Below are 22,720 nucleotides of genomic sequence, written 5' to 3'. Positions count from 1 at the left end.
CTAGTTAACGAATGGTGACAAATTCCCTAAAATCCTATATTTACAAGGGTAATTATCTATTATTTTACGAATAATTCACATTTATTAATAGTAGAAACTATTATTTAAACTCCAAAATGCCTAATTATCAATTTTCGGTTACAATGAGGAGTAAATCAAAATTATGATTATAAAGTATTGCAAAGTTATTTGAAAAAATATTGTGTTAGGTGTAGATATATGGAGAATAAGAGCAAATAAATAATGGCGGTATTATAATTTAGGCATCGCAGATTAAAAAACTGAAAAAAAAAGGGGCTATAAGATTATGGCTATTTCCAGAATGCTCACTAATATGGCTCAGTTTATTTCTGAAGCCTTTATGCGGATTTTTACCCCTGCTAATGACGCTTATCCTGTGATTGGAGTGCAGCCTTTTACCGGTAATCTGTATAAGAGAGGTAGAGCGGCTTGGTAGCTTTTAATTTGATAAAAGTTACAATGTACGACGATCATCATTGATATTAACCAAGGTCGGGTATAATCTATCTTACCTTGGTTTTGCTGTATTTAAGGAGCAGGAGATTCCTGTCACCTGTTTTTAAGTATTTTACTGTAATTCCTGAAAAAAACAAAGATTTTAGTAATTTCTGAATTTGTGTGTATATTATGTATTAAAACTTAGTTAAGCTCAAATAGAGCAAAACAATTGGCAATTTCAAAATACATCAGATCAGGTGAAATATGAAACTACAAAACTTTTTGGGAACAGCGGAAAAATGGGGATATGAAGCGATCGCTAATGATGTAGAATTATCTAGACAAATTCAAGTTTTATTAATTGGATTAGGATTACTAGAACCACCCGCAGATGGTAAATTTGGACCTGTTTCCACCGCAGCACTCAAAGAATTTCAAGAGTTATTAAAAACTGGAGAAACTGAATTTTTAGGAGCGGTCACAGCTAAAGAGCTAATTGAAGCTAAAAAAGATGATTTACCAAAACCAGCATTAAAATTAGGTAATGACATAGCCAGCAAGATAGTTAAATATATGTTGGCAGAAAATTATCAAGTTTTCACCAATCCCAAAGAGTACAACATCGTTTATATAGAAGGAATAGATGGAGATTGGACTCTTAACAATGATGCACCAAATAAATTTAATGATCAACGGATTGTTCTTGAAATCATAAATGGTGTTCCCAAAATTGTCAATAGTTGGGAAGCAACCACTGAACCAGGTAGCCACTATACTTATAATCCAATGAATCCCAAAGGAGCAGCTAGGATTCAATTTGGACAGTACAAAGCTTGGAAAGTTGGATATCACGGTACTGCAAATCCTCACGAAGCATTAAGACAAGTTGGGAATATCACCGTTTGTAGAGATTTCAACAAAGATTTTAAACGGACTGGGGATAAACTTGATACAGGTGATGATTTTTATGTGAATCAACACTGGGGCTATGATGCTCCCGTTAATGACATCAAAGATGCCAGCGCGGGCTGTTTAGTGGGACGAAGAATAGAAGGACATAAAGAGTTTATGGCTATCATTAAACAAGATCGCCGTTATGTAGCTAACAAGGATTATGTTTTCTATACAACCATCATTCCTGGAAATGATTTACTTAAAAGATTTCCTGGCTAATTAGTCAATTAACATCAATAAATCCCCAAATTAATCATTAATTATAAATTAATTATAAATTGGGGATTCAAAATCTAGAAATTACATTTCTCTTAACATTCCTTCCACTCTATTAACACTATCTAGATCATTGCTAAGACGATATAAACTTAAAGCTTTTCGTAAGGCGCTAGTTGCTTTGCTATTTTGACCCTTCTTTTTAAACATTCCTGCCATTAACTCATAGGTGCGGGGGTTATTTTGATTGAGTTCTAATGCTTTTTGATATGCCCACATAGCAGATTCAAAATCGCCTAATATTGCCTGAGTAACACCCAAACCTAGATAGGCGTTAATATTATTTCGATTAAGTTGTATGGAACGACGATAGGCTTCTTTAGCTCCACTAATATCCTTTGTAGCACTTTTAATGTACCCTACAGCATAATAAAAATCGCTGTTATTGGGATTAATAGCAATAGCCCGACGATAAGCACTTAAAGCTGAGGGAAAATTTCCTATTTGAGTATACAAGTAGCCAATACCAGCATGAATTTTCGCATTGCGGGGATCTAATTTTGCTGCTTGTTGATAAACAGCGATCGCTCCATTATAATCTTTATTATTTACAAGTCTTTTTCCGTCTTCTATCAAGTTTTTCAACTCTGCATTGTCAGCTTGTGCTAATAATAGATCAACTTTGGCCACTACAGGTGTGCTAGTGAAGAAACATCCCAATAATAAGACAGTTAAGACAAATGATGTTTTTTTGTACACAGTCAATTTCCCTAGATTTTCTTCAATTGTTCTTATTCATACATTAAAACAAAAATATTTATTTTTGTAATCTCTATTTATTCATATTTACATAATATGTATTATTATAATATATAATAATCTTTTCTTAAATCACTTGACATTTTCGGCACTATAGCACTAGATTAATAATTAATTCAACCCATCCGTACTCATCAATAATGTTTAAATAGATCTATGCTTTTAACTACTACTGATGTTATTCAAGGTGCTGTAATTCAGTCATACCTAGGTATTGTGACAGCAGAAGTTGTTTATGGTAGCAATTTCCTGCGGGATTTTTTAGCGAGTATTCGGGATATTGTCGGTGGCCGCACTGGTAGCTATGAGCGTCTCTTTGAAGAGGGACAACGCAAAGCAATGGAAGAATTAGAACAAAGGGCGCAACGCTTGGGCGCAGATGCAGTTGTTGGTATTGCAGTTGATACAGGCACAATTAATGTTGATCAATCTGGTGTTTTATTAGTAATTACGGCCACAGGAACAGCCGTAAAAATTCGTTAATATTTTGCTGATTTTGTAGCAAACATTTATTCATCTTTAAGTAATAAAATATTACTGAATCTACCACTTGAGAAATGCTTCCTCAATTCCTTTTTCTCTTCTAATTTTAGCATCAGTTTCAAACCAGGTAATAATTTGCTTTGTTGTCAATTCCTCAATAGAAACATCATATTCTTGAGCGATATGTTGTAAAATCCGCAAAGAAGAAATAGTCAGTCTTGTTAAAAACTTCTCAGGAGAAGACAACAAAGCCGCGTCAACTTGAGCAGATTCTTCAGCAGATAAAAATTGGGTTGATGATTGATTAGGTGCGATATCCATAAAAATTCAAAATTTTGTTTAATCGAGAAGTTGCCTTTTTACCATTAAATCATATTATTGTACACCCTGAGCAATAAAAGCCCAGCAATAAGTAACTCAACTTTAAAAAACATAATACCCAGATTCCCGATTTCTTAATTTAATCAGGAAATTTGTGTTTTTAACCAACTCCGAAAATTCTTAATCATTGACACCTCACCCACTTGTAAACTAGAAGCTAAAAACTGAGGAACTTCTGTATTTAAAGGTAAATTCGCAAAGGTTGGTGAACCATTACAAGGAATATATTTATCCTCAGATAAACTATAAATTTGCATCACAGGTTCATCATAACGCCAAACTTCAGGAACACCTAAAGCTAAATAAATCGGTAATTTATCAATAGAAGAACTAGCATAATCAACTTCTATCACTAAATCAGGTGGGGGATCTTGAGTTAAATCTAAACTTGTTTTATTTCTCATGATTAGTTCATTTTGAATATAGAAACTAGAATCAGGTTCTACACCTCTAACTAAATCTTCTCTTTTACAAGTTAATGAACCTGTGCTTTTGACATTGAGATTTAATTCTTCAACTAAAACAATAATTAGATTTTGTAACAAACGATTATTATGTTCATGGGGCATTAATGGAGTCATAATTTCTAATATTCCCTGATTATAAGTAAACCTGTGATGGCGATCATCACCTGTTTCTAATAAAATCCTTTCAAAAGTATTCCAAGAAATATTATGGAGGATAACGCTATTGGTGTGAGTGTTGCTGTGAGTAGGTGCTAGAGTTACCATAAATTCACCTCGCAGTTTTAATTGTTCTATTATATCACTTTAGGGAATAAGGAAAATTCTCCTTAACAACTAATTTAAAAGTTCTATCAGTTCATCTTTAGTTAAATCTGCATCTCGAATTATTTTTACTAATAAACCTTTTCCGATAGTTTTACCACTATGAGAAGGAATAGAAACAACTCGATTATCTTCATGTTTCATTCTTACATGACTTCCCTTTTGTCTGACTATATAAAAACCTGCTTTTTCTAATGCAGCAATCAGTTCTTCTCCTGTAATTGTTGGTAATTTAGTCATGATAATATTACTTTTTGCACACCAATAAATTCAGTTATTGATTCCTCTTCTAGTTCTTCTAAACACATTTCAATAACTTCCTTAATATTTTTCATTAATTCATCAATAGTTTCTCCTTGACTATAACAGGCTTTAAGTTGAGGAACTTCACCAATATATATACCATCTTCATCTCTTTCAATTACTACATAAAATTCTTTGTTTTTGATGGTTTTATTTGTCATGGCGATAGTGTACTAATAAAGTTAGCAATATTCAAATTTTATTATAACACAAAGGAAAGTTCTATAGATCCTTCCATGCTTCGTCTTCCTCTGGATTAAGCCAAATTTTATTTAATGATGATTCACTCACTTCTAAAAATTCTTTGACCAATATTTTATTATCATCTGTATCAACAGCTTGTAAATTTTTAACTACTTCTAATGGCAGTCCAGTTAGTTTGACGATAAAATCTAAATCAATACCTTCTCGTAACATATTTACAGCAACTTGGGTTAAGCCTTGCTGTAAACCTTTTTCCCATGCTTCCTGTAATGTTTGCGCTGGAATTGATAGGTTGTTCATATTTTTTATATTTATGTAGTTAGATTTTTGGAACTCGATTATATTGTATCATAAGAGGATAAGAAATGTAGGGGTTTAGCGATGTCCAAATATGGGGAATAATTGATAAAGTAACCAGCCTAAAAATAAGCCTATTGAAGATGTAGCCGCATAAGTGAAAAACTGCTTCCACTTACTCAAAGATTGCTGTTCTAGCTTTTTATTTGCAGAGGTATAAGCAAAAATACAGAAAATACATAAAATCCATATTACAATACTAACTGCAAGACCAGACCAACCATAGTTTACACCTAAAATTATTGTTATTAACAAACAAGAAAAACTAGCAATAGCATTAGCATTAGCATTAGAAATATCACTAGCAGTATAACTTGTAATAGCAATAGCGACAGCAATAGCAAGAGCAATAGCAAAAGCAGTATGACTAGCAATATCACTATCACTACCACTAGCAATTGCACGCGCAATAACAATAGCAGTAACAATACCATTACCACTAGCAATAAAAAAACCAATATCACTATCTATAGCAATAGTAAACGCAATAGCAATAGCACAAGCATAAGAACCAGCTATAGCAATAAGACTAGCTCCTGAGAAAAATCCGAGAATTGAATAATAGAAAGTAATGTAACCTAGTGACAACAAAAAACCAATAAAGCCCAATTGAACCAAAGGAATATTCTTACTACTTACCCTAACATTAGGAGAATTATTAGCACCTACAATAACAGGAACAGTTTTCTCAGTTCTAATAGTTTGATGTTCTATTTTCTGACTAACCTGATAAACCTGATAACTAAAATCAGGCAATAATTTTAACCATTCTCTCATAGATTGCGGACGATTTTCCGCTTCTAAATTCATACCTTTCAGAATTGCCCAATTCAACTCATTACTAATACAAACAACATATTTATTAGGAGGAATTAAAGGCTTATTATATAATTTTCTATCCAGCGAACTTTCAGGACGTTTACCTGTAACTGTATAATATAAAGAAGCTGCTAGAGTATAAACATCAATGGTTACTTGTCTATTACCTCCCATTTGTTCATAAGGTGCAAAAGCAATATTAGCGGGATGATGAGAAGTAAAATATCCATCTTGGGGCATTATTTCCCCAGCAATTCCAAAGTCAATTAAAACAGCTTTGCCATTTTTTTGTACCATAATATTACCAGGGTGTGCATCCCGATGAACTAAACCCTGATGATGAACAAAAATTAAAGCCTCTCCAATTTGTTTTATATATCCTACCGCTTCTACTTCTGGTAATGCTCCCCTTTTTTGGACTAAATTAAATAAACTTTCACCGGGTACAAAGTCCATTACTAAACAATATGTTTTACCTTCTTCAAATAATTCAGTTACACGGACAATATTTGGGTGTGGTTGTTGAGAAAGTTTTGCTAATTTGCGTCCTTCTTGAATAAATCTTTTTACATAATTGGGGTATTCAGAATCATTTTTTAGGATTTCATTCGGCGTTTTTATCACTACCCACTGCTTTAAAAGTGTATGTTGTGCTTGATACGTAATTCCAAAACCACCTTCTCCCAGAACTTTTTCGATAACGTATCTTCCACCCTGTAATTTATACCCCTTTTGCCAAACCATAGGTTATAAATCCCTAAAATATAGTTATGTACATTTTGGCACAGTTGGGTATGATTTGGGTAAATATGCTAATTTTTTGATTCTCACGCAATATCTTGAATTAACAATTACTGGTAAAGTGATTATTGTGTATATAGCATTTCCCCAAGCTAGTGATGACTTATGAATACACCAATTAATTTTTTCAATCCTCAAAATGAAATAAATCAACAAATATTAAATAACAAATTGAGAGTTTTCGCAGACTTTAATAATGCTGATGAAGATAGTAATTTGCGGTTAAATTATATTGGCACAATGGAAGATTTAGCACGTCAGAAAATTGAATTACAAAATGGTAAAATACTAACTTTTTATAGCGAAGATTTAGAAGTTGAAGGAATAGTTAAACATTCTCCAGAAGAAAATATTTGGGTTGCGATAATTGATTGGGATAATATTAGACAAGTGGAAGATTTACCTCAATTGATTAAATAAGAATTACCCTAAAATCTCTCTCAACTTCTCCATCAAATCTTCCGCTAATTCCAACAACTCAACCTCATTAATATCACTACTACCAGAAGCGCGACAACTTCCAGAAACCATAACATCACCAAATAAAAAATCCTTAGCTGCAAAAATCCGATCTTTCTTTGTTAATTGACTCAAACAATATTCCAAACCACCAATAATTTCATCCATAGATTTATTCTGTAAATGTTTTCTTACCTCCACCGCAACTACATCATCACTTTCTAAGAAAGTAGTCATTTTCTCAATATAACCCGGTTCATTGTCATCATCCCCCCAAGTTTCCAACCAATCACTATCTATATCTTCAAAATATAAATCAGCCGCTTCTAACCCATATTTTCTGATATCATCTTCTAATTGACGGGCTGATTCTAAATGCTGTAAAAACTGTTCTAGTCTTTTTTGACTTTCTTTTGTAATTTCTTGGTTAATCATAATTACCTCTGTGAGAATTTTTGATATACATAATCAAACTAACGAAACACTATAAATTTATTTTTTGATAAATACCATTGTTCAGATTATCACTCTTATCTAGTGCTAAATTAACTATTTGATTGATAAAATCACTTTCACCAGGATTAAAACTTAAAAATAATCCTCTCTCTATTCCCCAAGAAATTAAAGTATCTTCCCAATCATCAGCTTTTGTTTGTGTAAATTCTTGAGATTGGCTAGTCAGTTGAATACAAAGGGATTGTTCTTGAATACTACTAACTATTATATCACTTGCCATAGATAAGTCTATAATATAGCGTTGTAAGACTTGACCACCATTCCGTTTAATTACATCAGCAATCAAATTAATTAATTTTTCATCCTCCTGATTGAACTCACCAGACATTAATTTTTTTCTCCAAATATAAAATTTGGGGTCATTTTTACTTAACCATCTAGGAAACAATTCACCATACCAGTATCTTTCAGGAGGTGTCATTGATTCATAAAAGTCTTGTCTTTCTGCTTCAGAAGTTAAACGTTTTATATGAAGTCTAATTTCTGCATCTCGAATAAATTGTTGTAAAAACAAAAGAACAAAACGTTTAGACATCAGTGTACCAGGTTTCACATCTTTAATCCAGTTGTTAATCTGGTTTAACTTAATTGCTAAATTGGGATCTATGCTTGAGGCTTCCTCAATTAATGATTTTAGTTTTTCCCTAATCTGTTGTGGATGCAAAATATATACCTGAAAAATAATACAATTTTTTATTTAGTTTATATATTTTTAATACTTTTGTAAAGTAACAATTTATTTAGTTAACACAAGTACATTTTAACGTAGTTAAGCCATTATCCCGGAAACCAATTTCCGGGTGGGTATAGAAGCATACAAATAACCCCTAATTAACTTTTTTCCACCAAATAACCACAACGATGTTCACCATGAATCAACCAGTGAGTCCGTTCAACAGTACAATCTGGGAGAATAGCCGCAAACATTTCCAACTCATGACCACAAACGCTAGGAAAAGATTCCGCAACATCAGAAATAGCGCAGGTATGTTCTACAAAAATGAATCTTTCCCCACCACTAGCATCTGATTCTACAGGGTGAAATTCCGCCATAAAACCTTCCTGCTTTCGCAACTCTATCAAACTTGCGACCCGTTCCCGCAAAGAACCATTACCCACCCGTTCCCGGTATTCTTGGGCTTTGCGTTCCCACTGTTTCCGTAAAATAGACTTTACTTGGTCACGTCCCACAGTTTCGGCTAAGGTGTCCAGAAGAGAAATTGCAAACTCGCCATAACCATCATTTAAGCGGTTAGCGTTTTTTTGCAAGCGGGATCTTCCCTGCTGACTCAGTTGATAAAGGTGCTGCGGTCTCCCCATACTCGGCTGTGCTGATACCGAATACAAAACTAGTTTCTCCGTCTCTAAATCCTTTAAATGACGGCGAATAGCTTGGGGACTGACATCTAAACAGTCAGCCAATTCAACAGCCGTTGCTTGTGAGTGTTTCAATAGATACTCTAGGATATCTTGCTTAGTTGAGGTCTGCTGGGTAGTCGCCATGTTCTCTACTAGACGCTTCGCAAACGTCCCAAAATAAAATTTTTAGAAAATTTGACTAAAACAACATTCTTGTTGTTAATCTATCGTACAATAAAATGTAGATTAAACAACCGCCGAATTGTTTTAGTCGTTAAGCCTATTCTAGCAGTCTTGTTAGCAATCGGTAAGAAAAAACGGGAATTAGCATCATGCAACCCGTCGCCCATCCTTTAAAGAGAACACAAGAGAACCGATGAGCGCATCTGTCACCACCTTAGTCAACCAACCTTACAAGTACGGCTTTGTTACCGATATTGAAGCTGATACTATCCCCCGTGGGTTAAGCGAAGATGTTGTCCGCCTAATTTCCGCTAAAAAGAACGAACCGGAATTTATGCTGGAATATCGCCTCCGCGCCTATCACCAATGGCTGAAAATGACAGAACCAACTTGGCCTCATGTCAAATATCCGCCTATTAATTATCAAGATATTATTTACTATTCCGCACCGAAACAAAAGAAAGCAAAACTCAATAGTTTGGATGAAGTTGACCCCACATTATTGGAAACTTTTGAAAAATTGGGTATTTCTCTTTCCGAACAAAAACGATTAGCTAATGTTGCTGTTGATGCGATTTTTGATAGTGTTTCGGTGGCGACTACATTTAAAGAAAAACTCGCGGAAGATGGTGTCATATTTTGCTCTATTTCCGAAGCTTTACAAGAACACCCAGAACTAATTAAAAAATATTTGGGTAGCGTTGTTCCTATTGCTGATAATTACTTTGCTGCTTTAAATGCAGCGGTATTTAGTGATGGTTCTTTCGTTTATATCCCCAAGGGCGTAAAATGTCCTATGGAATTGTCAACCTATTTCCGCATTAACTCCGGTGATACAGGACAATTTGAACGGACATTAATTGTCGCGGAAGCAGATAGTTATGTTTCCTATTTAGAAGGTTGTACAGCACCAATGTACGACAGCAATCAATTACACGCCGCCGTTGTGGAATTGGTTGCTTTAGATAATGCAGAAATTAAATATTCTACCGTGCAAAACTGGTACGCAGGTGATGCAAATGGTAAAGGCGGAATTTACAACTTTGTTACTAAACGTGGTTTGTGTCAAGGTGTTAATTCTAAGATATCTTGGACTCAAGTAGAAACAGGTTCAGCTATTACTTGGAAGTACCCTAGTTGCGTCTTAGTTGGTGATAATTCCGTCGGTGAATTTTACTCCGTTGCATTAACAAATCATAAGCAGCAAGCTGATACAGGTACGAAAATGATTCACATTGGCAAAAATACCCGCAGTACAATTATTTCTAAAGGTATTTCTGCTGGTAAATCTAGTAATAGTTACCGGGGTTTGGTGAAGATTAATCCTACTGCTAAAGGTGCGAGAAATTATTCCCAATGTGATTCGATGTTAATTGGTGATAATGCTCAAGCTAATACTTTTCCTTATATTCAAGTTCAGAATAATACGGGAAAGGTTGAACATGAAGCTTCTACTTCTAAAATCGGTGAAGATCAATTATTCTTTTTCGCTCAACGGGGTATTTCTGCGGAAGATGCTATTTCAATGATGATTAGCGGTTTCTGTAAGGATGTTTTTAATCAGCTTCCTATGGAGTTCGCTGTTGAGGCTGATAAGTTGTTAAGTCTGAAACTAGAAGGTAGTGTGGGTTAAGAAAACGAACCACTCCAGGCACAGAGTACCCAGAGAAAGAGAGGAAGAGAAGATGATTGTTGAGAATAGTGATTTGATTTTGTCGGTTCAGAATTTGACCGCTGATGTTGATGGAACTCCGATTTTAAAGGGGTTGAATTTGCAGGTTCGCGCTGGAGAAGTTCACGCGATTATGGGTCCAAATGGTTCGGGAAAAAGCACTTTTTCTAAGGTTTTGGCGGGACATCCAGCTTATACTGTTACTGGTGGTGATGTGGTTTTTCAAAACCAAAATCTTTTGGAAATGTCACCGGAGGAACGGGCTAGGGGTGGTGTGTTTTTAGCTTTTCAATACCCTCTGGAAATTCCCGGTGTCAGTAATTTAGATTTTTTACGAGTTGCTTATAATTCTCGTCAGAAATCTAGAGGTTTGGAGGAGGTTGACGCTTTCGATTTTGATGATTTAGTTCAGGAAAAATTGGATATTGTCAAAATGAATTCCTCTTTCCTTAGTCGCAGTGTGAATGAGGGTTTTTCCGGTGGGGAAAAGAAGCGCAATGAAATCCTACAAATGGCTATTTTAGAACCTAAATTAGCCATTTTAGATGAGACTGATTCTGGTTTGGATATTGACGCTCTCAAAATTGTCGCTAATGGGGTTAATCGCTTAACAAGTCCCGAAAATGCCACAATTATGATTACTCACTATCAGCGTCTTCTTGATTATATTGTCCCTGATTTTGTTCATGTGATGGCACAAGGACGAATTATTAAAAGTGGTGGTAAGGAGTTAGCCTTAGAGTTAGAATCTCGCGGTTATGATTGGGTGCTGGAGGAAGTTTTGGGAGTGGGTGTATAATGAATATGTCAATTAATTTAGAGCGGTTTCATGAAACGTCTCTACCAAAAAATTTATTAGATAGAGACGCTTTTTTAAGTGGTTTATTAAGTCGGGTAACTACTACAAAAACAGATGGTTGGTTACAAGATTTACGCGAAGAGGCTGCTAATTGGGTACGTCATTCTGTTGTTCCCAATACCCGCGAGGAAGAATGGCGGTTTACTGATTTGTCACCTCTCAAACAGGTAGATTTTCAGTTGGGAATGTTTCATGTTCACAATCATGTAGAGACGTTCCATGGAACGTCTCTACAATCCATGATTTTACCTGAAGTTTCTGGGCGGTTAGTGTTTTTTAATGGTGTTTATTCACCTGATTTATCTAATACTGAAAATTTACCTGCTGGCTTAATTGTTGGTAATTTGGATGTTTTACCTGGTGAAGTTGTTCAGGAATATTTAGCGCAAGCTGAAGGTGCTAAAGAGGTTTTTACAGCTTTGAATACTGCGGCTTTAAATGATGTCGCGGTGGTATGGGTTGCGAAAAATGTGGTGGTGGAAACACCAATTCATCTATTATTTATTTCTGTGTCGGGTGAGTCTGCAACTATTTCCCAACCTCGGGTTTTAGTAGTAGCTGAAAGTAATTCTCAGGTAAGTTTAATTGAAGAGTATGTTACAGGCAAGATGCCTGTTCCACAAGAGGAGGAGGTTTATTTTACTAATGGGGTGACGGAAATCTGGGTACAGGAAAATGCTCAGGTTACTCACAATAGGGTCGTGCGGGAAGGTGCGGCGGCTTTTCACATTGGTAAAACTGCTGTTACTCAAGCCAGATATAGTCGTTATAATTGTAATGCTGTAACTGTTGGTGGTAAAATCTCTCGTCATAATTTGGAGATATTACAAACTGGTGAACAAACAGAAACGACCTTGAATGGTTTAACTGTTATTGCTGATAATCAGTTGGCTGATACTCACAGTGTTTTATCTTTAAATCATCCCCATGGTGTTAGTAAACAATTACATAAGTGCATTATAAGCGATCGCGCTCACGGTGTATTTAATGGTAAAATATTTGTTCCTAAACTGGCTCAATTAACGGACGCATCGCAATTAAATCGCAATTTGCTGTTATCATCTAAGTCGAGAATTGACACCAAACCTCAGTTAGAAATCACCGCTGATAATGTTAAATGCGCTCACGGGGCTACCGTCAGTCAATTGGAAGATGATCAAATATTCTACCTGCAAAGTCGTGGTATTGATGAAAATGATGCCCGCAAATTATTAGTTAATGCTTTCGCAACGGAAATTATTAACTTTATCCCTGTTCCTTCTTTGCGTGAGAGTTTGTTAAAAACAGTCACAAGTCTCACCAATAAATAATCAAAAACCCCACCTGCAAAAAGTGGGGAAAACCCACCAAAAAACCCTCTAAAACTTTCTTTCTCTGTGTCCTCTGTGCCTGGAGTGGTTCGTTTTTCTTAAATTCTGCCATACTCCTAAATTTTAGTTACTATTCTGAACTTCTAAAATATGACCTTCACTTCTACCAAAACTATAGCTGATAAAGTCCGTTCTGACTTCCCAATTTTACATCAGGAAGTTCATGGTAAACCCCTGGTTTATCTGGATAATGCAGCTACTTCTCAAAAACCTGTATCAGTCTTAAATGCTTGGCGTGATTATTACGAACAATATAACTCAAACGTTCATCGTGGCGCACATTTTTTAAGTGCAAAAGCTACTGATGCTTATGAAGAGTCCCGTGATAAAATTGCTAAATTCATTAATGCTAAATCACGCCAAGAAATTGTTTACACCCGCAACGCAACTGAGGCTATTAACTTAGTCGCTTACAGTTGGGGAATGCACAATTTACAGCCAGGGGATGAAATTATTCTCTCGGTCATGGAACACCATAGTAATATTGTTCCTTGGCAATTTGTCGCTGAAAAAACTGGTGCAGTTTTAAAATTTGTGGAATTAACTCCAGCAGAAACTTTTGATTTAGAACAGTTTAAAAACCTGATTTCTGAAAAAACAAAACTGGTATCTATCGTTCATATTTCTAATACATTGGGTTGTATAAATCCAGTTAAAGAAATTGCTGAAATTGCTCACAAATTCGGTGCAAAGTTCTTACTTGATGCTTGTCAAAGTGTTCCCCATACTCCTATTAATGTTCAAGAACTTGATTGTGATTGGTTAGTAGCTTCTGGACATAAAATGTGCGCTCCCACGGGCATCGGCTTTTTATATGGTAAGCTGGAATTACTAGAAGTAATGCCGCCATTTTTCGGTGGTGGTGAGATGATTTCCGAAGTATTTTTAGACCATTCTACCTACGCAGAATTACCCCATAAATTTGAAGCCGGTACTCCTGCGATTGGAGAAGCGATCGCATTAGGTGCGGCCATAGATTATCTTACTAATATCGGTATGGATAAAATCCATGCTTATGAAGCGGAATTAACCGCCTATTTATTCGCCCAATTAGCACAAATACCCCAAATTAGAATCTACGGACCAAAACCCAATGCTCAAGGCGAAGGTAGAGCCGCTCTAGCAGCTTTTACGGTAGAGGGTGTCCACGCTAATGATCTATCTACATTATTAGATCAGGAAGGTGTGGCCATACGTTCTGGTCACCATTGTACACAACCATTACACCGTTATTTAGGTGTAGCGGGAACTGCACGGGCTAGTTTATCTTTTTACAATACTCGTGAAGAAATTGATATTTTCATCAAAGCATTAAAAGAGACTTTGGACTTTTTTGCTGGTGTGTTTGCTGAGTAAATTTTGGGTGGGTATTTCCCACCTGTTTTAATTTTTTAATTTAATTTAATTTAATTTCAAATTATTTTGTGAGTATGATTTTCAGAAAAAATTAATTGCTGAAGAAATGGAAAAATAAATTTACCACGGGTAACTTCCAGGAATAAATCAAAGAATAAATCAAATGTCATACAGTGAATTTACTTTAGATAAAGTTAGAAAAGCTTTTGCTTTAACAATTATAGATAAAATTAATGCTTTTGCATCTATTCCAGAAATTGAATGTCCGGCTTTACTAGCAGAAGTATTACAGGAAAATGTACCTTTAGCTCTTGCTAGTAATACGGAAAAATCCCGCTCTGAAATGATAATTGCACCGATTTTAATAGCTGCTAGAAAATATTTAAACAATCAAATCAGTTTATTTTCAGGTATTGATTTTACTGTAGATACAGAACAAGGATTAAACGGTAATTGTGATTTTATTATTAGCCGTTCACCTGAATTATTAATTATTAATGCTCCAGTTGTGATAATTGTAGAGGCTAAAAAAGAAAATATTAATGCAGGTTTAGGACAATGTGTAGCCGAAATGATAGCCGCAAGAATGTTTAATGAACGTGAAGGTAATAATATTCAAACAATTTATGGAACTGTCACCACTGGTACTAACTGGAAATTTTTAAAACTTATTAATCAAGTTGTCGAAATTGATTTGACAGATTATTATATTAATCATGTAAGTAAAATTCTGGGGATTTTATCTAATATCGTCATGGAATAGGTATTGTATATGCTTCTGGAGTCAATTATTGCTGAACAAAGAACAGTTTTATATAACCTTAGCTGGGAAACTTTTGAAGCCTTGTTGAGAGATACAGGTGAGGGTAGGGGTTCTCGCTTTGCTTATGACTGCGGTACTTTAGAAATTATGACTCCACTTTTTGAACACGAAAACCCGAAAAGCAATTTGGGTAATTTTATTATTGCTTTAGCTGAAGAATTAGATATAGAAATCAGAAGTGCTGGTTCTACAACATTAAAACGTAAATCTTTGACCAAAGGAATAGAACCAGATAGTTGTTATTATATCCAAAATGAAGCGGCTATGAGAGGTAGGGAAACTTTAAATTTAGAAATAGATCCTCCTCCAGATTTAGCAGTTGAAATTGATATTACTAGCAGTTCTGTGAATAAGTTTAATATTTATGCGGCTTTAGGTGTGGCTGAACTTTGGAAATATGACGGTGAAGTTTTAAAATTTTATCAATTAGTGGAAAATCAATATATTGAAATTAAGTTTAGTATGGCTTTTCCTCTAGTTTCTGTTGGAGATATGAATAGATTTATCCAGCAAGGTAAAACTATGGGTGAAATTGCTTTGTTGAAATCTTTCCGCGCTTGGGTACGGGAAAAAATAGGGTAGTTTACTTACCGCAAAGTTAAAGAGGAAATAATGTTTGTATCAAAGTTATATACAGACAAATGGATACTTGTAAAAGTAAGTTGGGTGTTGCGATCGCTCTACCCAACATATAAATAAAGTTTTCTTCACATTACTTTGGTTGCTCTTGTTGCTTGAAGAGATTGATAATTTTGCTGTTTAAGTAATCTAAACCTCCTATACCTTCTGGTACTTTTTTGAATTCAAATTTACTTTCTGCAAAGAAAAATGTTGCTTCACAGCGTTTCTTGGCATTATTATAAACTTTAATCTTTAAGAGATTATTAATTCCTATTTTTAAATCTTTTTGCGTAAAGTTGTAACCTCCCTCTTTTTGAGCAATCTTAATAAGACTGTCAATGTCTTTTACTTCTTTTACTTTTTCTTGCCAACTTGCTTCATTGTTGACTTCTTCAAAAAATTGTGTTACTTGTTCTATCATAAAAAACCTCTATATATACTCTCTTATCTCAGTATAACTTAAAATACTGACAAAAATTAGTGTCCGCCAAATTTGCCAAAGTTAAAGCAATAAAAAAGTTCTTCATTCTTAAAGTTTGTGATATCAAAAAAATTACGGTGAAATAACAGTAATTTTTCTATATCCTCACAGGAATAATTACGAAAACTAAACTCAAAAAATGGTTTATCATCCATTACATTTTCTTTATTATCATCAGTGAAAAATTTATAGATAATTCCATTTGTAAGAATACCAATTTTAGTTCTACCTTTGCTGTTGCTGGCTGCAAAATATTCTGCTAATTGACCCTGGTATGATTCCAAATTTTCTCTGTGATGTTTTGTTTCAATAATTATTAAAGGTTCATTATTTATTTGAATAGCAAAGTCAACTGCATTTGCTTTACCTTTACCTTTATTTCTAAAATCAGCTTTAAACTCAGATTTAACTTCTTGAGCATTATGAATATCATAACCCAGCATTTTAATAAAAGGTAATATTAAACTTTTTCCAGTTTCTGATTCATTATCTATATGATCTAATTGGTCAGTTGTTTTTATATAAATGTCTGATATGTCCTTTATTAAATAAGATAAAGCTTCTGGCTCAACCCCATCTAATATAGTTTTACTGAAGTTAGCTCCTGTTAAAATCGTATTACTAAAATGCGCTCTAGTGAGATTTGCGCCACTTAAATCTGCTTTAGTTAAATTAGCAAGTTCTAAATTAGCACGTTCTAAATTAGAATCTTCTAAATTAGCACATTTTAAATTAGCAAGTTCTAAATTAGCACCTTCTAAATTAGCGCGGAGAAGGTCAGATTCAGATAGTATTGCCTCTTTTAAATCAGAGCAACAAAGGTAAGAGTCAGATAGTGTTGCCTTTTCTAAATTAGCTCTGCTCAAGTCAGATTTATATAAATTAGCTTGTTCTAAATCGGCCAGATACAAGTTAGAATCAGATAGTTTAGTGTGTGCTAAATTAGCACAACTAATATCTGCACCTTGCAAATTAGCACCTGTTAAATTAGCAAATTCCATTTTTGCGAAAAGTAAATTTGCTTTGCTCAAGTTAGCATTTTTCAGGTTTGCCTCGAATAAATTTGTATCAAATAGTCTTGCACTTGATAAATTGCATTCACTTAAATCAGCATAGTCTAGCGATACATCGCTCAAAATGGCTTTTGCTAGAGAAACTTTAGTTAAGTTTGCATTGGTTAATATGACATATCGTAAAGAATGATGATCTAGACAAATACCACTTAAGTTTGCATTACTTAAGTTAGCGAAGTCCAACTTAGCACAATCAAGTTTTACATTTCTCAAATCACAACCAGTAAGATTACAGCCTCGTAAATCAACATCTATCAAATTTGTATTAATTAAATTAGCTCCAGTTAAATTTGCTTCTCTCAGGTAAGAACCTACTAAGTTTGCATGACTTAAATTAGCTCCACTTAAATTTGCATTCATGAAATCAGCAAAACTTAGATTAGCACCCTCTAGATTAGCATTACTTAAATCAACGTACATCAAGCAAATATCACGAAAATACCTTTCTCCTGCTGCATATAGAGACAATAATTCTTTAGCATCCATATATTTATATTTATTTCGTTAATTCTCTTAATGAAGATAATCTTCTTATTGAACTTGCAGAAAGACGTTTACACCATTCTTGTTTCTCCACACTATTAGCATAACAAATATTAATTGCTTGAGTTCCTCCCTCAATTGAATTCAAATCTTTCAGCATGAATAAATCACCACGTCGGCGAAGTTTACCTTTAAAAATAGTTGTTTCACCTGGTAGTAGCTCCAAATTGTCAACGAAAGTTGTGTTAAGTTCATTTGGTTTTAATGAGCCTTCACTCATTCTATAGGTCTGATAGGAAACTTGTATATATTTTTGAGAGCTATTTCCTGTATTTGTGATTGTACCAACTACATAATATTCTTTATTGATCTGAGTAATAGCAACCTTGTTAATAGTCAAGTTTTGACTAGCTGTTGAGGAAGGAGAAACATTTTGCGGTTTAGAACCACATAAAGTCCCCAAATCTACACTTCTGCCATCTGTAGTTTTCCAGTAGCAAATAGGATCAGCATTATTGCTATTTTGTGCTAATACATACTGAGAACCAGATAGTTGTGTAATGCTCAATTCTAAGCAAATTGCACTAATTAGAGCTATAGGAGCGTTTTTGTATTTAAACATAAATTCATTTTGTCGTAGCGTGTGAAAGATTATCTAGTTATACGCATAACAAGTCAATAGTGTAAACACTTAATTGGATATATTTGTTATATACCGTTTTAGTATGACTTTAGCACGTAAGTTATATACATATTAAATAATCATATTCTCTAAAGCTAAATTGCTATAAATTAAAATATTTGTATCTATAAAAATTGCTTTATCTATCATATAAATCTTCTCTACGAAACGTGAAATTATCAGCAATTAAACCCACAGGATAGGCTGAACATTTAAACATTTTTGCTTGATTCTTCGCTGCTAATTGCTCTGGTTTAACACTTTCATTAAGAACTATAACTACTTGATATTCACCTGCGGGTATATCTGAAGGTAATTGGACTGTAATTTGTCGCTCTGGGGTAACATTCACAACTGTTTCTATTGTTTTCATTATCTTTTATCCTCAAGAATATCTACTAAATAAAATCCTACCTTTTTTAGTCCATAAAGTCAATTAAATATCCAATAACCCATATCGTTTTTGCAAAGCCAATAACTTCATCCTCGCTTCCCCAGCATTATCCGCTAAATCAGCAAATTCCACAAACCTCTTTAATTCCTTCTTTAATAAATTCCGTTCCACTTCAATAGTTTCCCTATCCAAATCTGGTGGTAACACAATCATATCAAAAATTGTTGCCCGTTCCTTGCCAGGGTGAGGACGTAAAACCCGTCCCCGACGTTGGATAAATTGACGGGGATTTCCTGAACTTGATAAAATTACTGCGGTTTTAATTGCGGGAATATCCACACCTTCATCTAAACAGCGAATTGCGACTAAACCCTGTAATTCTCCACTTTCAAATTGACGACGTAAAATTTCCCTTTCTTGTAATGAGGTGTTTGCTGTATAGGTACTGACTTTATAACCTAATTCTCCCCCCAAAATTTGAGCAACTGCTTTGAGTTGACGCAAAGAATAACGGTGTCCAATTTCTTGAGAACCATCACTACAATAAAACAGTGTATGGGTAGTTCCTCTGCGATTTTTCATTAACTCTTGTAAAGCTGTTAATTTATTTTCCGCTGTGCCAACTAACCGCGCTCTTTGTATTAATAATGATTTAATATCTTCGTTTTCTTCAAAATCTCCTGTCTCCCCCGTATCTCGATCTTTATACAGTAGAGAACGGCCGATTTTTTTGGTTAATTTTAAATAAGATATACTTTCAAATTCCGTTAATTCTACTAACACTGGATTATATATATAATGAACTAATGCACCTTGGGCAATGGCATCTTGTAAATTAAATTCGGGTTGCAAAACTGGACCAAAATAATCTAATAAAGATTGTGTTCCGTCATCATCAAAATATCTTTCTGGTGTCGCTGATAAAGCTAGACGTAAACCCACATTGCGTGGTAAACTTTCCTCTAATTTCGGTGATCCTAAATTATGGGCTTCATCACCAATAATTAAGGTTTTTGGGGGAAAATATTTAAGTTGTGTCTGAAAACCATCACTAATTAAAGTGGAATTAGTGGTAATTACTGTGAGAAAATTTTGAGAACCAGAGGACAAATTATAGATTGCTGTGGAAAGTTGACTTTGCCAACTGCGTAAATTATCGAATGCTAAAATTGGCTGTAAGTTAAATTTCTCACATTCTCTGCCCCACTGGGTAACAAGATGACGATAGGGACACACCACTAACAGGACTTGTAAATCAATTTGCTGATATAATTCACAAGCGATCGCTAATGCAGTAATAGTCTTACCACTACCAGTAGCCATTTTTAATGTTCCCCTGCCATGGTTAGTAAACCAGCTAGTCACAGCTTGACGTTGATACTCCCGCAATTGCAGAGATAAAGGCATTTTCGGAAAGCCGGGTAATGGTTGCTTAACTTGATAACTGCCTTTTTTCTCCCCCGCATAAGGTAACTTGAGTTTAAAAGTAGGCAGTTTCGGGGCTGGATTTCGCGTTAAGTACATAAACTGGAATAATTAATTGGTAATTGGTAATTGGTAATGGGTAATTGGTAATTGGTAATTGGTAATTGGTAATTGGTAATTGGTAATTGGTAATTGGTAATTGGTAATTGGTGATCATCAGTAGTCACTTATTTTTATTTGCCACTGACCACTGACTACTGACTACTGACATCCTTTAGTTATAATTGCGCCAAATACCCACCAAAGAACCTTGTACCTCCACTTGCACTGCGGGAACTTCTATGGGATTGTAATCAGGATTTGCCGGTTTGAGAGTGACAAGATCATCATGACGATAAAAACGTTTTAAGGTTGTTCCGTGTCCTTCCACCCTTGCAGCCACAATAGTCCCATTTTTTAATTGATTCGGTTCAGCCACCGGGCGCAAAAATACTACATCACCATCTGCAATCAAATCTTCAATCATACTATCCCCAGCGACCCGTAAAGCATAGCTTTTAGGAGGTAATGATAAATTAGCTAAATCCATAATTTCTACCGCGTCTGTGAAGGGTTCTATCAAGCCACCTGCGGCAATAGTTCCTAAAATTGGTACACCTTGTTTCAGAGGATTAAGTATACGCAGAGTTCTGGCTCTACCTTCGTCCCAGCCAATATAGCCCTTATTGCGTAAATGTTCCAAACGACTTTGCACTGGTGCGGGAGATTTCAAATTCATCCCTTGCATCATTTGGCGAATGGAGGGAGAATGTTGATTTAATTTAATATATTCTACCAACCATTCGTATAGTTCTTTTTGCGGTTCTGTGAGACGTTCCATAATTTTTTCGGGAAGTGAATAATAAATAAATGCCCATAGAACATTGGTACTACAAAATTCTTCTCTTCACAAGCTTTTATTGAAAATTTATGGTAAATAATAGGCAAGAGGCAAGAGGCAAGAGTAAGCAGATAAGAATTTCACCAATTACCAATTACCCATTACCAATTACCCATTACCAATTACCCATTACCATTACTGTTATTTTGCCCCAAGAATACTGGCTAGTAAAGCTTTTTGAGCGTGTAGGCGATTTTCTGCTTGATCCCAAACTCGTGACTGTGAACCTTCAATTACCTCTTCAGTAATTTCCTCACCACGATGTGCCGGTAAACAGTGTAAAACAATTGCTTCTGGATCAGCAAGACTTAATAACTGTTTAGAAATTTGATAGGGTTGAAAAACAGGAAACCGATTATTGGCCTGTGTTTCTTGTCCCATACTTGCCCAAACATCAGTATACAGCACAGATGCACCTTTAGCCGCTGCTTCAGGATCATGAGTCAGCAGAACCTCCGTTTTATTATTAGCGATCGCTCTGGATTTTTCCACAATTTCCGCATCTGGAGAATATCCTGACGGAAAAGCTATTCTGACATTCATTCCCACTAAAGCACAACCCAACATCAGGGAATTAGCGACATTATTACCATCACCAACATAAGTTAAGGTTAAACCAGCTAAACTCCCAAATTTTTCCTGAATTGTCAACAAATCAGCTAGAATTTGACAAGGATGTTCTAAATCTGTCAAGGCATTGATGACAGGAATTTTCGCATATTTAGCAAAAGTTTCCAACTCCTGTTGGGCAAAAGTGCGAACTGCTAAAACATCCAAATAACGATCTAATACCCTAGCAGTATCCTGGATAGGTTCTCCTCGACTCACCTGAGTTACATTAGGGTGAAGATCAATTACCTGTCCCCCTAATTGGTACATGGCTACTGTAAAACTAACTCTAGTGCGTGTTGAAGCTTTGGAGAATAATAACCCCAATACCTTTTGACAATGCAGTTTGAGTTTTTCTGACTTGAGTTGAGTAGCCAATTCTAGCAGTTCTTGTAGTTCCCCAGAACTTAGATCCGCTAAACTTAATAAATCTCTGCCTATTAATGCTGTCATGCCTGATTATATATTATAAAGAACAAATGGTTTTACGCGCCTTCACTTAGCTGTGTTATGAGGAATACAAAATTGAACTTTACCAAATATTTTTGCATGAATCTACAACATGGCCGCTAGTTTTGACTATTTTTGACAAACAGAAAATATTTTGTTTACCCTCTAGACAAATCATTTACATGAGGCTATAATGTGTAATCGGTGAGGGAATAAAAAAATCTTCCCGCCAACACCAACCGCCAGCATAGCACAGTGGTAGTGCATCCGACTTGTAATCGGAAGGTCGCAGGTTCAAATCCAGCTGCTGGCCTAAGACTTACAGCAAGTGTCACTTGCCAAATTATTTGACCGCGTTGACAAGTTATTGTCCGTCTTGCC

The 22,720-nt window shown here is 35.1% G+C and carries 28 protein-coding genes and 1 tRNA gene; 11 read left to right on the top strand and 18 right to left on the bottom strand.

Annotation, left to right across the window (positions count from 1 at the left end; genetic code table 11):
• Positions 1-307 precede the first annotated feature (307 nt).
• Positions 308-457, top strand: a complete 150-nt coding sequence (locus H6G25_RS02140) for a hypothetical protein (RefSeq protein ID WP_028082505.1) — start codon at positions 308-310, stop codon at positions 455-457.
• A 266-nt stretch (positions 458-723) separates the two neighbouring features.
• Entirely contained in the window at positions 724-1,632 is a 909-nt protein-coding gene (locus H6G25_RS02135) for a peptidoglycan-binding domain-containing protein (RefSeq protein WP_190391077.1), read from the top strand.
• An 81-nt stretch (positions 1,633-1,713) separates the two neighbouring features.
• Here the strand turns inward: H6G25_RS02135 and H6G25_RS02130 are convergent, their stop codons facing one another.
• Positions 1,714-2,388, bottom strand: a complete 675-nt coding sequence (locus H6G25_RS02130) for a tetratricopeptide repeat protein (protein ID WP_190391076.1) — start codon at positions 2,386-2,388, stop codon at positions 1,714-1,716.
• 216 nt (positions 2,389-2,604) lie between these two features.
• Here H6G25_RS02130 and H6G25_RS02125 point away from each other — a divergent pair, with 216 nt between their 5' ends.
• Positions 2,605-2,931 carry a YbjQ family protein gene (locus tag H6G25_RS02125; protein WP_027402424.1) on the top strand — a complete coding sequence of 109 codons (327 nt, stop codon included), beginning with the start codon at positions 2,605-2,607 and terminating at the stop codon, positions 2,929-2,931.
• Between the two features lie 60 nt (positions 2,932-2,991).
• Here H6G25_RS02125 and H6G25_RS02120 read toward each other — a convergent pair whose 3' ends face one another.
• The 6 genes from H6G25_RS02120 to H6G25_RS02095 all read right to left on the bottom strand — a co-directional run bounded on the left by H6G25_RS02120 (position 2,992) and on the right by H6G25_RS02095 (position 6,527).
• Positions 2,992-3,252, bottom strand: a complete 261-nt coding sequence (locus H6G25_RS02120; protein WP_190391075.1) for a hypothetical protein — start codon at positions 3,250-3,252, stop codon at positions 2,992-2,994.
• 143 nt (positions 3,253-3,395) lie between these two features.
• The gene (locus tag H6G25_RS02115; protein ID WP_190391074.1) at positions 3,396-4,043 is read right to left on the bottom strand and encodes a Uma2 family endonuclease; all 648 of its coding nucleotides are present in this window, start codon (positions 4,041-4,043) and stop codon (positions 3,396-3,398) included.
• Positions 4,044-4,112: 69 nt separating this feature from the next.
• A complete protein-coding gene (locus H6G25_RS02110) occupies positions 4,113-4,340 on the bottom strand; it encodes a type II toxin-antitoxin system HicA family toxin (RefSeq protein ID WP_027402417.1) in 228 nt (75 codons plus the stop codon).
• Complete coding sequence (locus H6G25_RS02105) at positions 4,337-4,564, bottom strand: type II toxin-antitoxin system HicB family antitoxin (protein ID WP_199319626.1); 228 nt, start codon at positions 4,562-4,564, stop codon at positions 4,337-4,339. The genes H6G25_RS02110 and H6G25_RS02105 overlap by 4 nt, the downstream gene beginning before the upstream one ends.
• Positions 4,565-4,625: 61 nt before the next feature.
• The gene (locus H6G25_RS02100) at positions 4,626-4,907 is read right to left on the bottom strand and encodes a hypothetical protein (RefSeq protein ID WP_096670375.1); all 282 of its coding nucleotides are present in this window, start codon (positions 4,905-4,907) and stop codon (positions 4,626-4,628) included.
• A gap of 75 nt (positions 4,908-4,982) precedes the next feature.
• Entirely contained in the window at positions 4,983-6,527 is a 1,545-nt protein-coding gene (locus H6G25_RS02095) for a serine/threonine-protein kinase (RefSeq protein ID WP_190391073.1), read from the bottom strand.
• Positions 6,528-6,689: 162 nt separating this feature from the next.
• Between H6G25_RS02095 and H6G25_RS02090 the strand changes: the two genes are divergently transcribed.
• Positions 6,690-7,004 carry a hypothetical protein gene (locus H6G25_RS02090; protein ID WP_190391072.1) on the top strand — a complete coding sequence of 105 codons (315 nt, stop codon included), beginning with the start codon at positions 6,690-6,692 and terminating at the stop codon, positions 7,002-7,004.
• Positions 7,005-7,007: 3 nt separating this feature from the next.
• Here the strand turns inward: H6G25_RS02090 and H6G25_RS02085 are convergent, their stop codons facing one another.
• From H6G25_RS02085 to sufR, 3 genes are all read right to left on the bottom strand, one after another.
• Complete coding sequence (locus H6G25_RS02085; RefSeq protein WP_190391071.1) at positions 7,008-7,478, bottom strand: hypothetical protein; 471 nt, start codon at positions 7,476-7,478, stop codon at positions 7,008-7,010.
• Between the two features lie 49 nt (positions 7,479-7,527).
• Positions 7,528-8,223 carry a hypothetical protein gene (locus H6G25_RS02080; RefSeq protein WP_190391070.1) on the bottom strand — a complete coding sequence of 232 codons (696 nt, stop codon included), beginning with the start codon at positions 8,221-8,223 and terminating at the stop codon, positions 7,528-7,530.
• 167 nt (positions 8,224-8,390) lie between these two features.
• Positions 8,391-9,062 carry an iron-sulfur cluster biosynthesis transcriptional regulator SufR gene (sufR, locus tag H6G25_RS02075; protein WP_190391069.1) on the bottom strand — a complete coding sequence of 224 codons (672 nt, stop codon included), beginning with the start codon at positions 9,060-9,062 and terminating at the stop codon, positions 8,391-8,393.
• 232 nt (positions 9,063-9,294) lie between these two features.
• Here sufR and sufB point away from each other — a divergent pair, with 232 nt between their 5' ends.
• The 6 genes from sufB (at position 9,295) to H6G25_RS02045 (ending at position 15,763) form a co-directional block, all read left to right on the top strand.
• Positions 9,295-10,734: a Fe-S cluster assembly protein SufB gene (sufB, locus tag H6G25_RS02070; RefSeq protein WP_190391068.1), complete on the top strand. Its 1,440-nt coding sequence runs from the start codon at positions 9,295-9,297 to the stop codon at positions 10,732-10,734.
• A gap of 52 nt (positions 10,735-10,786) precedes the next feature.
• Positions 10,787-11,572, top strand: a complete 786-nt coding sequence (sufC, locus tag H6G25_RS02065; RefSeq protein ID WP_190391067.1) for a Fe-S cluster assembly ATPase SufC — start codon at positions 10,787-10,789, stop codon at positions 11,570-11,572.
• On the top strand, positions 11,572-12,942 hold the full coding sequence (gene sufD / locus H6G25_RS02060; RefSeq protein ID WP_190391066.1) for a Fe-S cluster assembly protein SufD: 1,371 nt from the start codon (positions 11,572-11,574) through the stop codon (positions 12,940-12,942). Before sufC ends, sufD begins: the two co-directional genes overlap by 1 nt.
• 150 nt (positions 12,943-13,092) lie before the next feature.
• Positions 13,093-14,358 (top strand): cysteine desulfurase, encoded by a 1,266-nt coding sequence (locus H6G25_RS02055; RefSeq protein WP_190391065.1) that lies wholly within the window; start codon positions 13,093-13,095, stop codon positions 14,356-14,358.
• Between the two features lie 163 nt (positions 14,359-14,521).
• Positions 14,522-15,121: a hypothetical protein gene (locus H6G25_RS02050; RefSeq protein WP_190391064.1), complete on the top strand. Its 600-nt coding sequence runs from the start codon at positions 14,522-14,524 to the stop codon at positions 15,119-15,121.
• 9 nt (positions 15,122-15,130) lie between these two features.
• The gene (locus H6G25_RS02045; protein WP_190391063.1) at positions 15,131-15,763 is read left to right on the top strand and encodes a Uma2 family endonuclease; all 633 of its coding nucleotides are present in this window, start codon (positions 15,131-15,133) and stop codon (positions 15,761-15,763) included.
• 130 nt (positions 15,764-15,893) lie between these two features.
• Here the strand turns inward: H6G25_RS02045 and H6G25_RS02040 are convergent, their stop codons facing one another.
• The 8 genes from H6G25_RS02040 to argF all read right to left on the bottom strand — a co-directional run bounded on the left by H6G25_RS02040 (position 15,894) and on the right by argF (position 22,342).
• The gene (locus H6G25_RS02040; protein WP_190391062.1) at positions 15,894-16,223 is read right to left on the bottom strand and encodes a Nif11-like leader peptide family natural product precursor; all 330 of its coding nucleotides are present in this window, start codon (positions 16,221-16,223) and stop codon (positions 15,894-15,896) included.
• A 56-nt stretch (positions 16,224-16,279) separates the two neighbouring features.
• Entirely contained in the window at positions 16,280-17,842 is a 1,563-nt protein-coding gene (locus tag H6G25_RS02035; RefSeq protein ID WP_190391061.1) for a pentapeptide repeat-containing protein, read from the bottom strand.
• Positions 17,843-17,852: 10 nt separating this feature from the next.
• Positions 17,853-18,461 (bottom strand): hypothetical protein, encoded by a 609-nt coding sequence (locus tag H6G25_RS02030; RefSeq protein ID WP_190391060.1) that lies wholly within the window; start codon positions 18,459-18,461, stop codon positions 17,853-17,855.
• 199 nt (positions 18,462-18,660) lie between these two features.
• Positions 18,661-18,894 (bottom strand): hypothetical protein, encoded by a 234-nt coding sequence (locus H6G25_RS02025; protein ID WP_190391059.1) that lies wholly within the window; start codon positions 18,892-18,894, stop codon positions 18,661-18,663.
• A 63-nt stretch (positions 18,895-18,957) separates the two neighbouring features.
• Positions 18,958-20,439, bottom strand: a complete 1,482-nt coding sequence (locus H6G25_RS02020) for a DNA phosphorothioation system restriction enzyme (protein ID WP_190391058.1) — start codon at positions 20,437-20,439, stop codon at positions 18,958-18,960.
• Entirely contained in the window at positions 20,430-20,567 is a 138-nt protein-coding gene (locus H6G25_RS02015) for an alpha/beta hydrolase (protein WP_190391057.1), read from the bottom strand. The genes H6G25_RS02020 and H6G25_RS02015 overlap by 10 nt, the downstream gene beginning before the upstream one ends.
• Before the next feature lie 47 nt (positions 20,568-20,614).
• Positions 20,615-21,220 carry a transcriptional repressor LexA gene (gene lexA / locus H6G25_RS02010; RefSeq protein WP_190391056.1) on the bottom strand — a complete coding sequence of 202 codons (606 nt, stop codon included), beginning with the start codon at positions 21,218-21,220 and terminating at the stop codon, positions 20,615-20,617.
• A gap of 201 nt (positions 21,221-21,421) precedes the next feature.
• The gene (argF, locus tag H6G25_RS02005; protein WP_190391055.1) at positions 21,422-22,342 is read right to left on the bottom strand and encodes an ornithine carbamoyltransferase; all 921 of its coding nucleotides are present in this window, start codon (positions 22,340-22,342) and stop codon (positions 21,422-21,424) included.
• A 238-nt stretch (positions 22,343-22,580) separates the two neighbouring features.
• Here argF and H6G25_RS02000 point away from each other — a divergent pair.
• A tRNA-Thr gene (locus tag H6G25_RS02000) sits at positions 22,581-22,652 on the top strand.
• The last annotated feature ends 68 nt before the right edge of the window (positions 22,653-22,720 follow it).

Source organism: Dolichospermum sp. FACHB-1091, from assembly GCF_014697585.1.
GTDB lineage: Bacteria > Cyanobacteriota > Cyanobacteriia > Cyanobacteriales > Nostocaceae > Dolichospermum.
This window is presented reverse-complemented; position numbering and strand designations above follow the sequence as displayed.

Bases quoted from the DNA above. Each gene is read 5' to 3' on its own strand.
- H6G25_RS02140 (WP_028082505.1), top strand. From the start codon at position 308: ATGGCTATTTCCAGAATGCTCACTAATATGGCTCAGTTTATTTCTGAA.
- H6G25_RS02135 (WP_190391077.1), top strand. From the start codon at position 724: ATGAAACTACAAAACTTTTTGGGAACAGCGGAAAAATGGGGATATGAA.
- H6G25_RS02125 (WP_027402424.1), top strand. From the start codon at position 2,605: ATGCTTTTAACTACTACTGATGTTATTCAAGGTGCTGTAATTCAGTCA.
- H6G25_RS02120 (WP_190391075.1), bottom strand. From the start codon at position 3,252: ATGGATATCGCACCTAATCAATCATCAACCCAATTTTTATCTGCTGAA.
- H6G25_RS02115 (WP_190391074.1), bottom strand. From the start codon at position 4,043: ATGGTAACTCTAGCACCTACTCACAGCAACACTCACACCAATAGCGTT.
- H6G25_RS02110 (WP_027402417.1), bottom strand. From the start codon at position 4,340: ATGACTAAATTACCAACAATTACAGGAGAAGAACTGATTGCTGCATTA.
- H6G25_RS02105 (WP_199319626.1), bottom strand. From the start codon at position 4,564: ATGACAAATAAAACCATCAAAAACAAAGAATTTTATGTAGTAATTGAA.
- H6G25_RS02100 (WP_096670375.1), bottom strand. From the start codon at position 4,907: ATGAACAACCTATCAATTCCAGCGCAAACATTACAGGAAGCATGGGAA.
- H6G25_RS02095 (WP_190391073.1), bottom strand. From the start codon at position 6,527: ATGGTTTGGCAAAAGGGGTATAAATTACAGGGTGGAAGATACGTTATC.
- H6G25_RS02090 (WP_190391072.1), top strand. From the start codon at position 6,690: ATGAATACACCAATTAATTTTTTCAATCCTCAAAATGAAATAAATCAA.
- H6G25_RS02085 (WP_190391071.1), bottom strand. From the start codon at position 7,478: ATGATTAACCAAGAAATTACAAAAGAAAGTCAAAAAAGACTAGAACAG.
- sufR (WP_190391069.1), bottom strand. From the start codon at position 9,062: ATGGCGACTACCCAGCAGACCTCAACTAAGCAAGATATCCTAGAGTAT.
- sufB (WP_190391068.1), top strand. From the start codon at position 9,295: ATGAGCGCATCTGTCACCACCTTAGTCAACCAACCTTACAAGTACGGC.
- sufC (WP_190391067.1), top strand. From the start codon at position 10,787: ATGATTGTTGAGAATAGTGATTTGATTTTGTCGGTTCAGAATTTGACC.
- sufD (WP_190391066.1), top strand. From the start codon at position 11,572: ATGAATATGTCAATTAATTTAGAGCGGTTTCATGAAACGTCTCTACCA.
- H6G25_RS02055 (WP_190391065.1), top strand. From the start codon at position 13,093: ATGACCTTCACTTCTACCAAAACTATAGCTGATAAAGTCCGTTCTGAC.
- H6G25_RS02050 (WP_190391064.1), top strand. From the start codon at position 14,522: ATGTCATACAGTGAATTTACTTTAGATAAAGTTAGAAAAGCTTTTGCT.
- H6G25_RS02045 (WP_190391063.1), top strand. From the start codon at position 15,131: ATGCTTCTGGAGTCAATTATTGCTGAACAAAGAACAGTTTTATATAAC.
- H6G25_RS02040 (WP_190391062.1), bottom strand. From the start codon at position 16,223: ATGATAGAACAAGTAACACAATTTTTTGAAGAAGTCAACAATGAAGCA.
- H6G25_RS02035 (WP_190391061.1), bottom strand. From the start codon at position 17,842: ATGGATGCTAAAGAATTATTGTCTCTATATGCAGCAGGAGAAAGGTAT.
- H6G25_RS02030 (WP_190391060.1), bottom strand. From the start codon at position 18,461: ATGTTTAAATACAAAAACGCTCCTATAGCTCTAATTAGTGCAATTTGC.
- H6G25_RS02025 (WP_190391059.1), bottom strand. From the start codon at position 18,894: ATGAAAACAATAGAAACAGTTGTGAATGTTACCCCAGAGCGACAAATT.
- H6G25_RS02020 (WP_190391058.1), bottom strand. From the start codon at position 20,439: ATGTACTTAACGCGAAATCCAGCCCCGAAACTGCCTACTTTTAAACTC.
- lexA (WP_190391056.1), bottom strand. From the start codon at position 21,220: ATGGAACGTCTCACAGAACCGCAAAAAGAACTATACGAATGGTTGGTA.
- argF (WP_190391055.1), bottom strand. From the start codon at position 22,342: ATGACAGCATTAATAGGCAGAGATTTATTAAGTTTAGCGGATCTAAGT.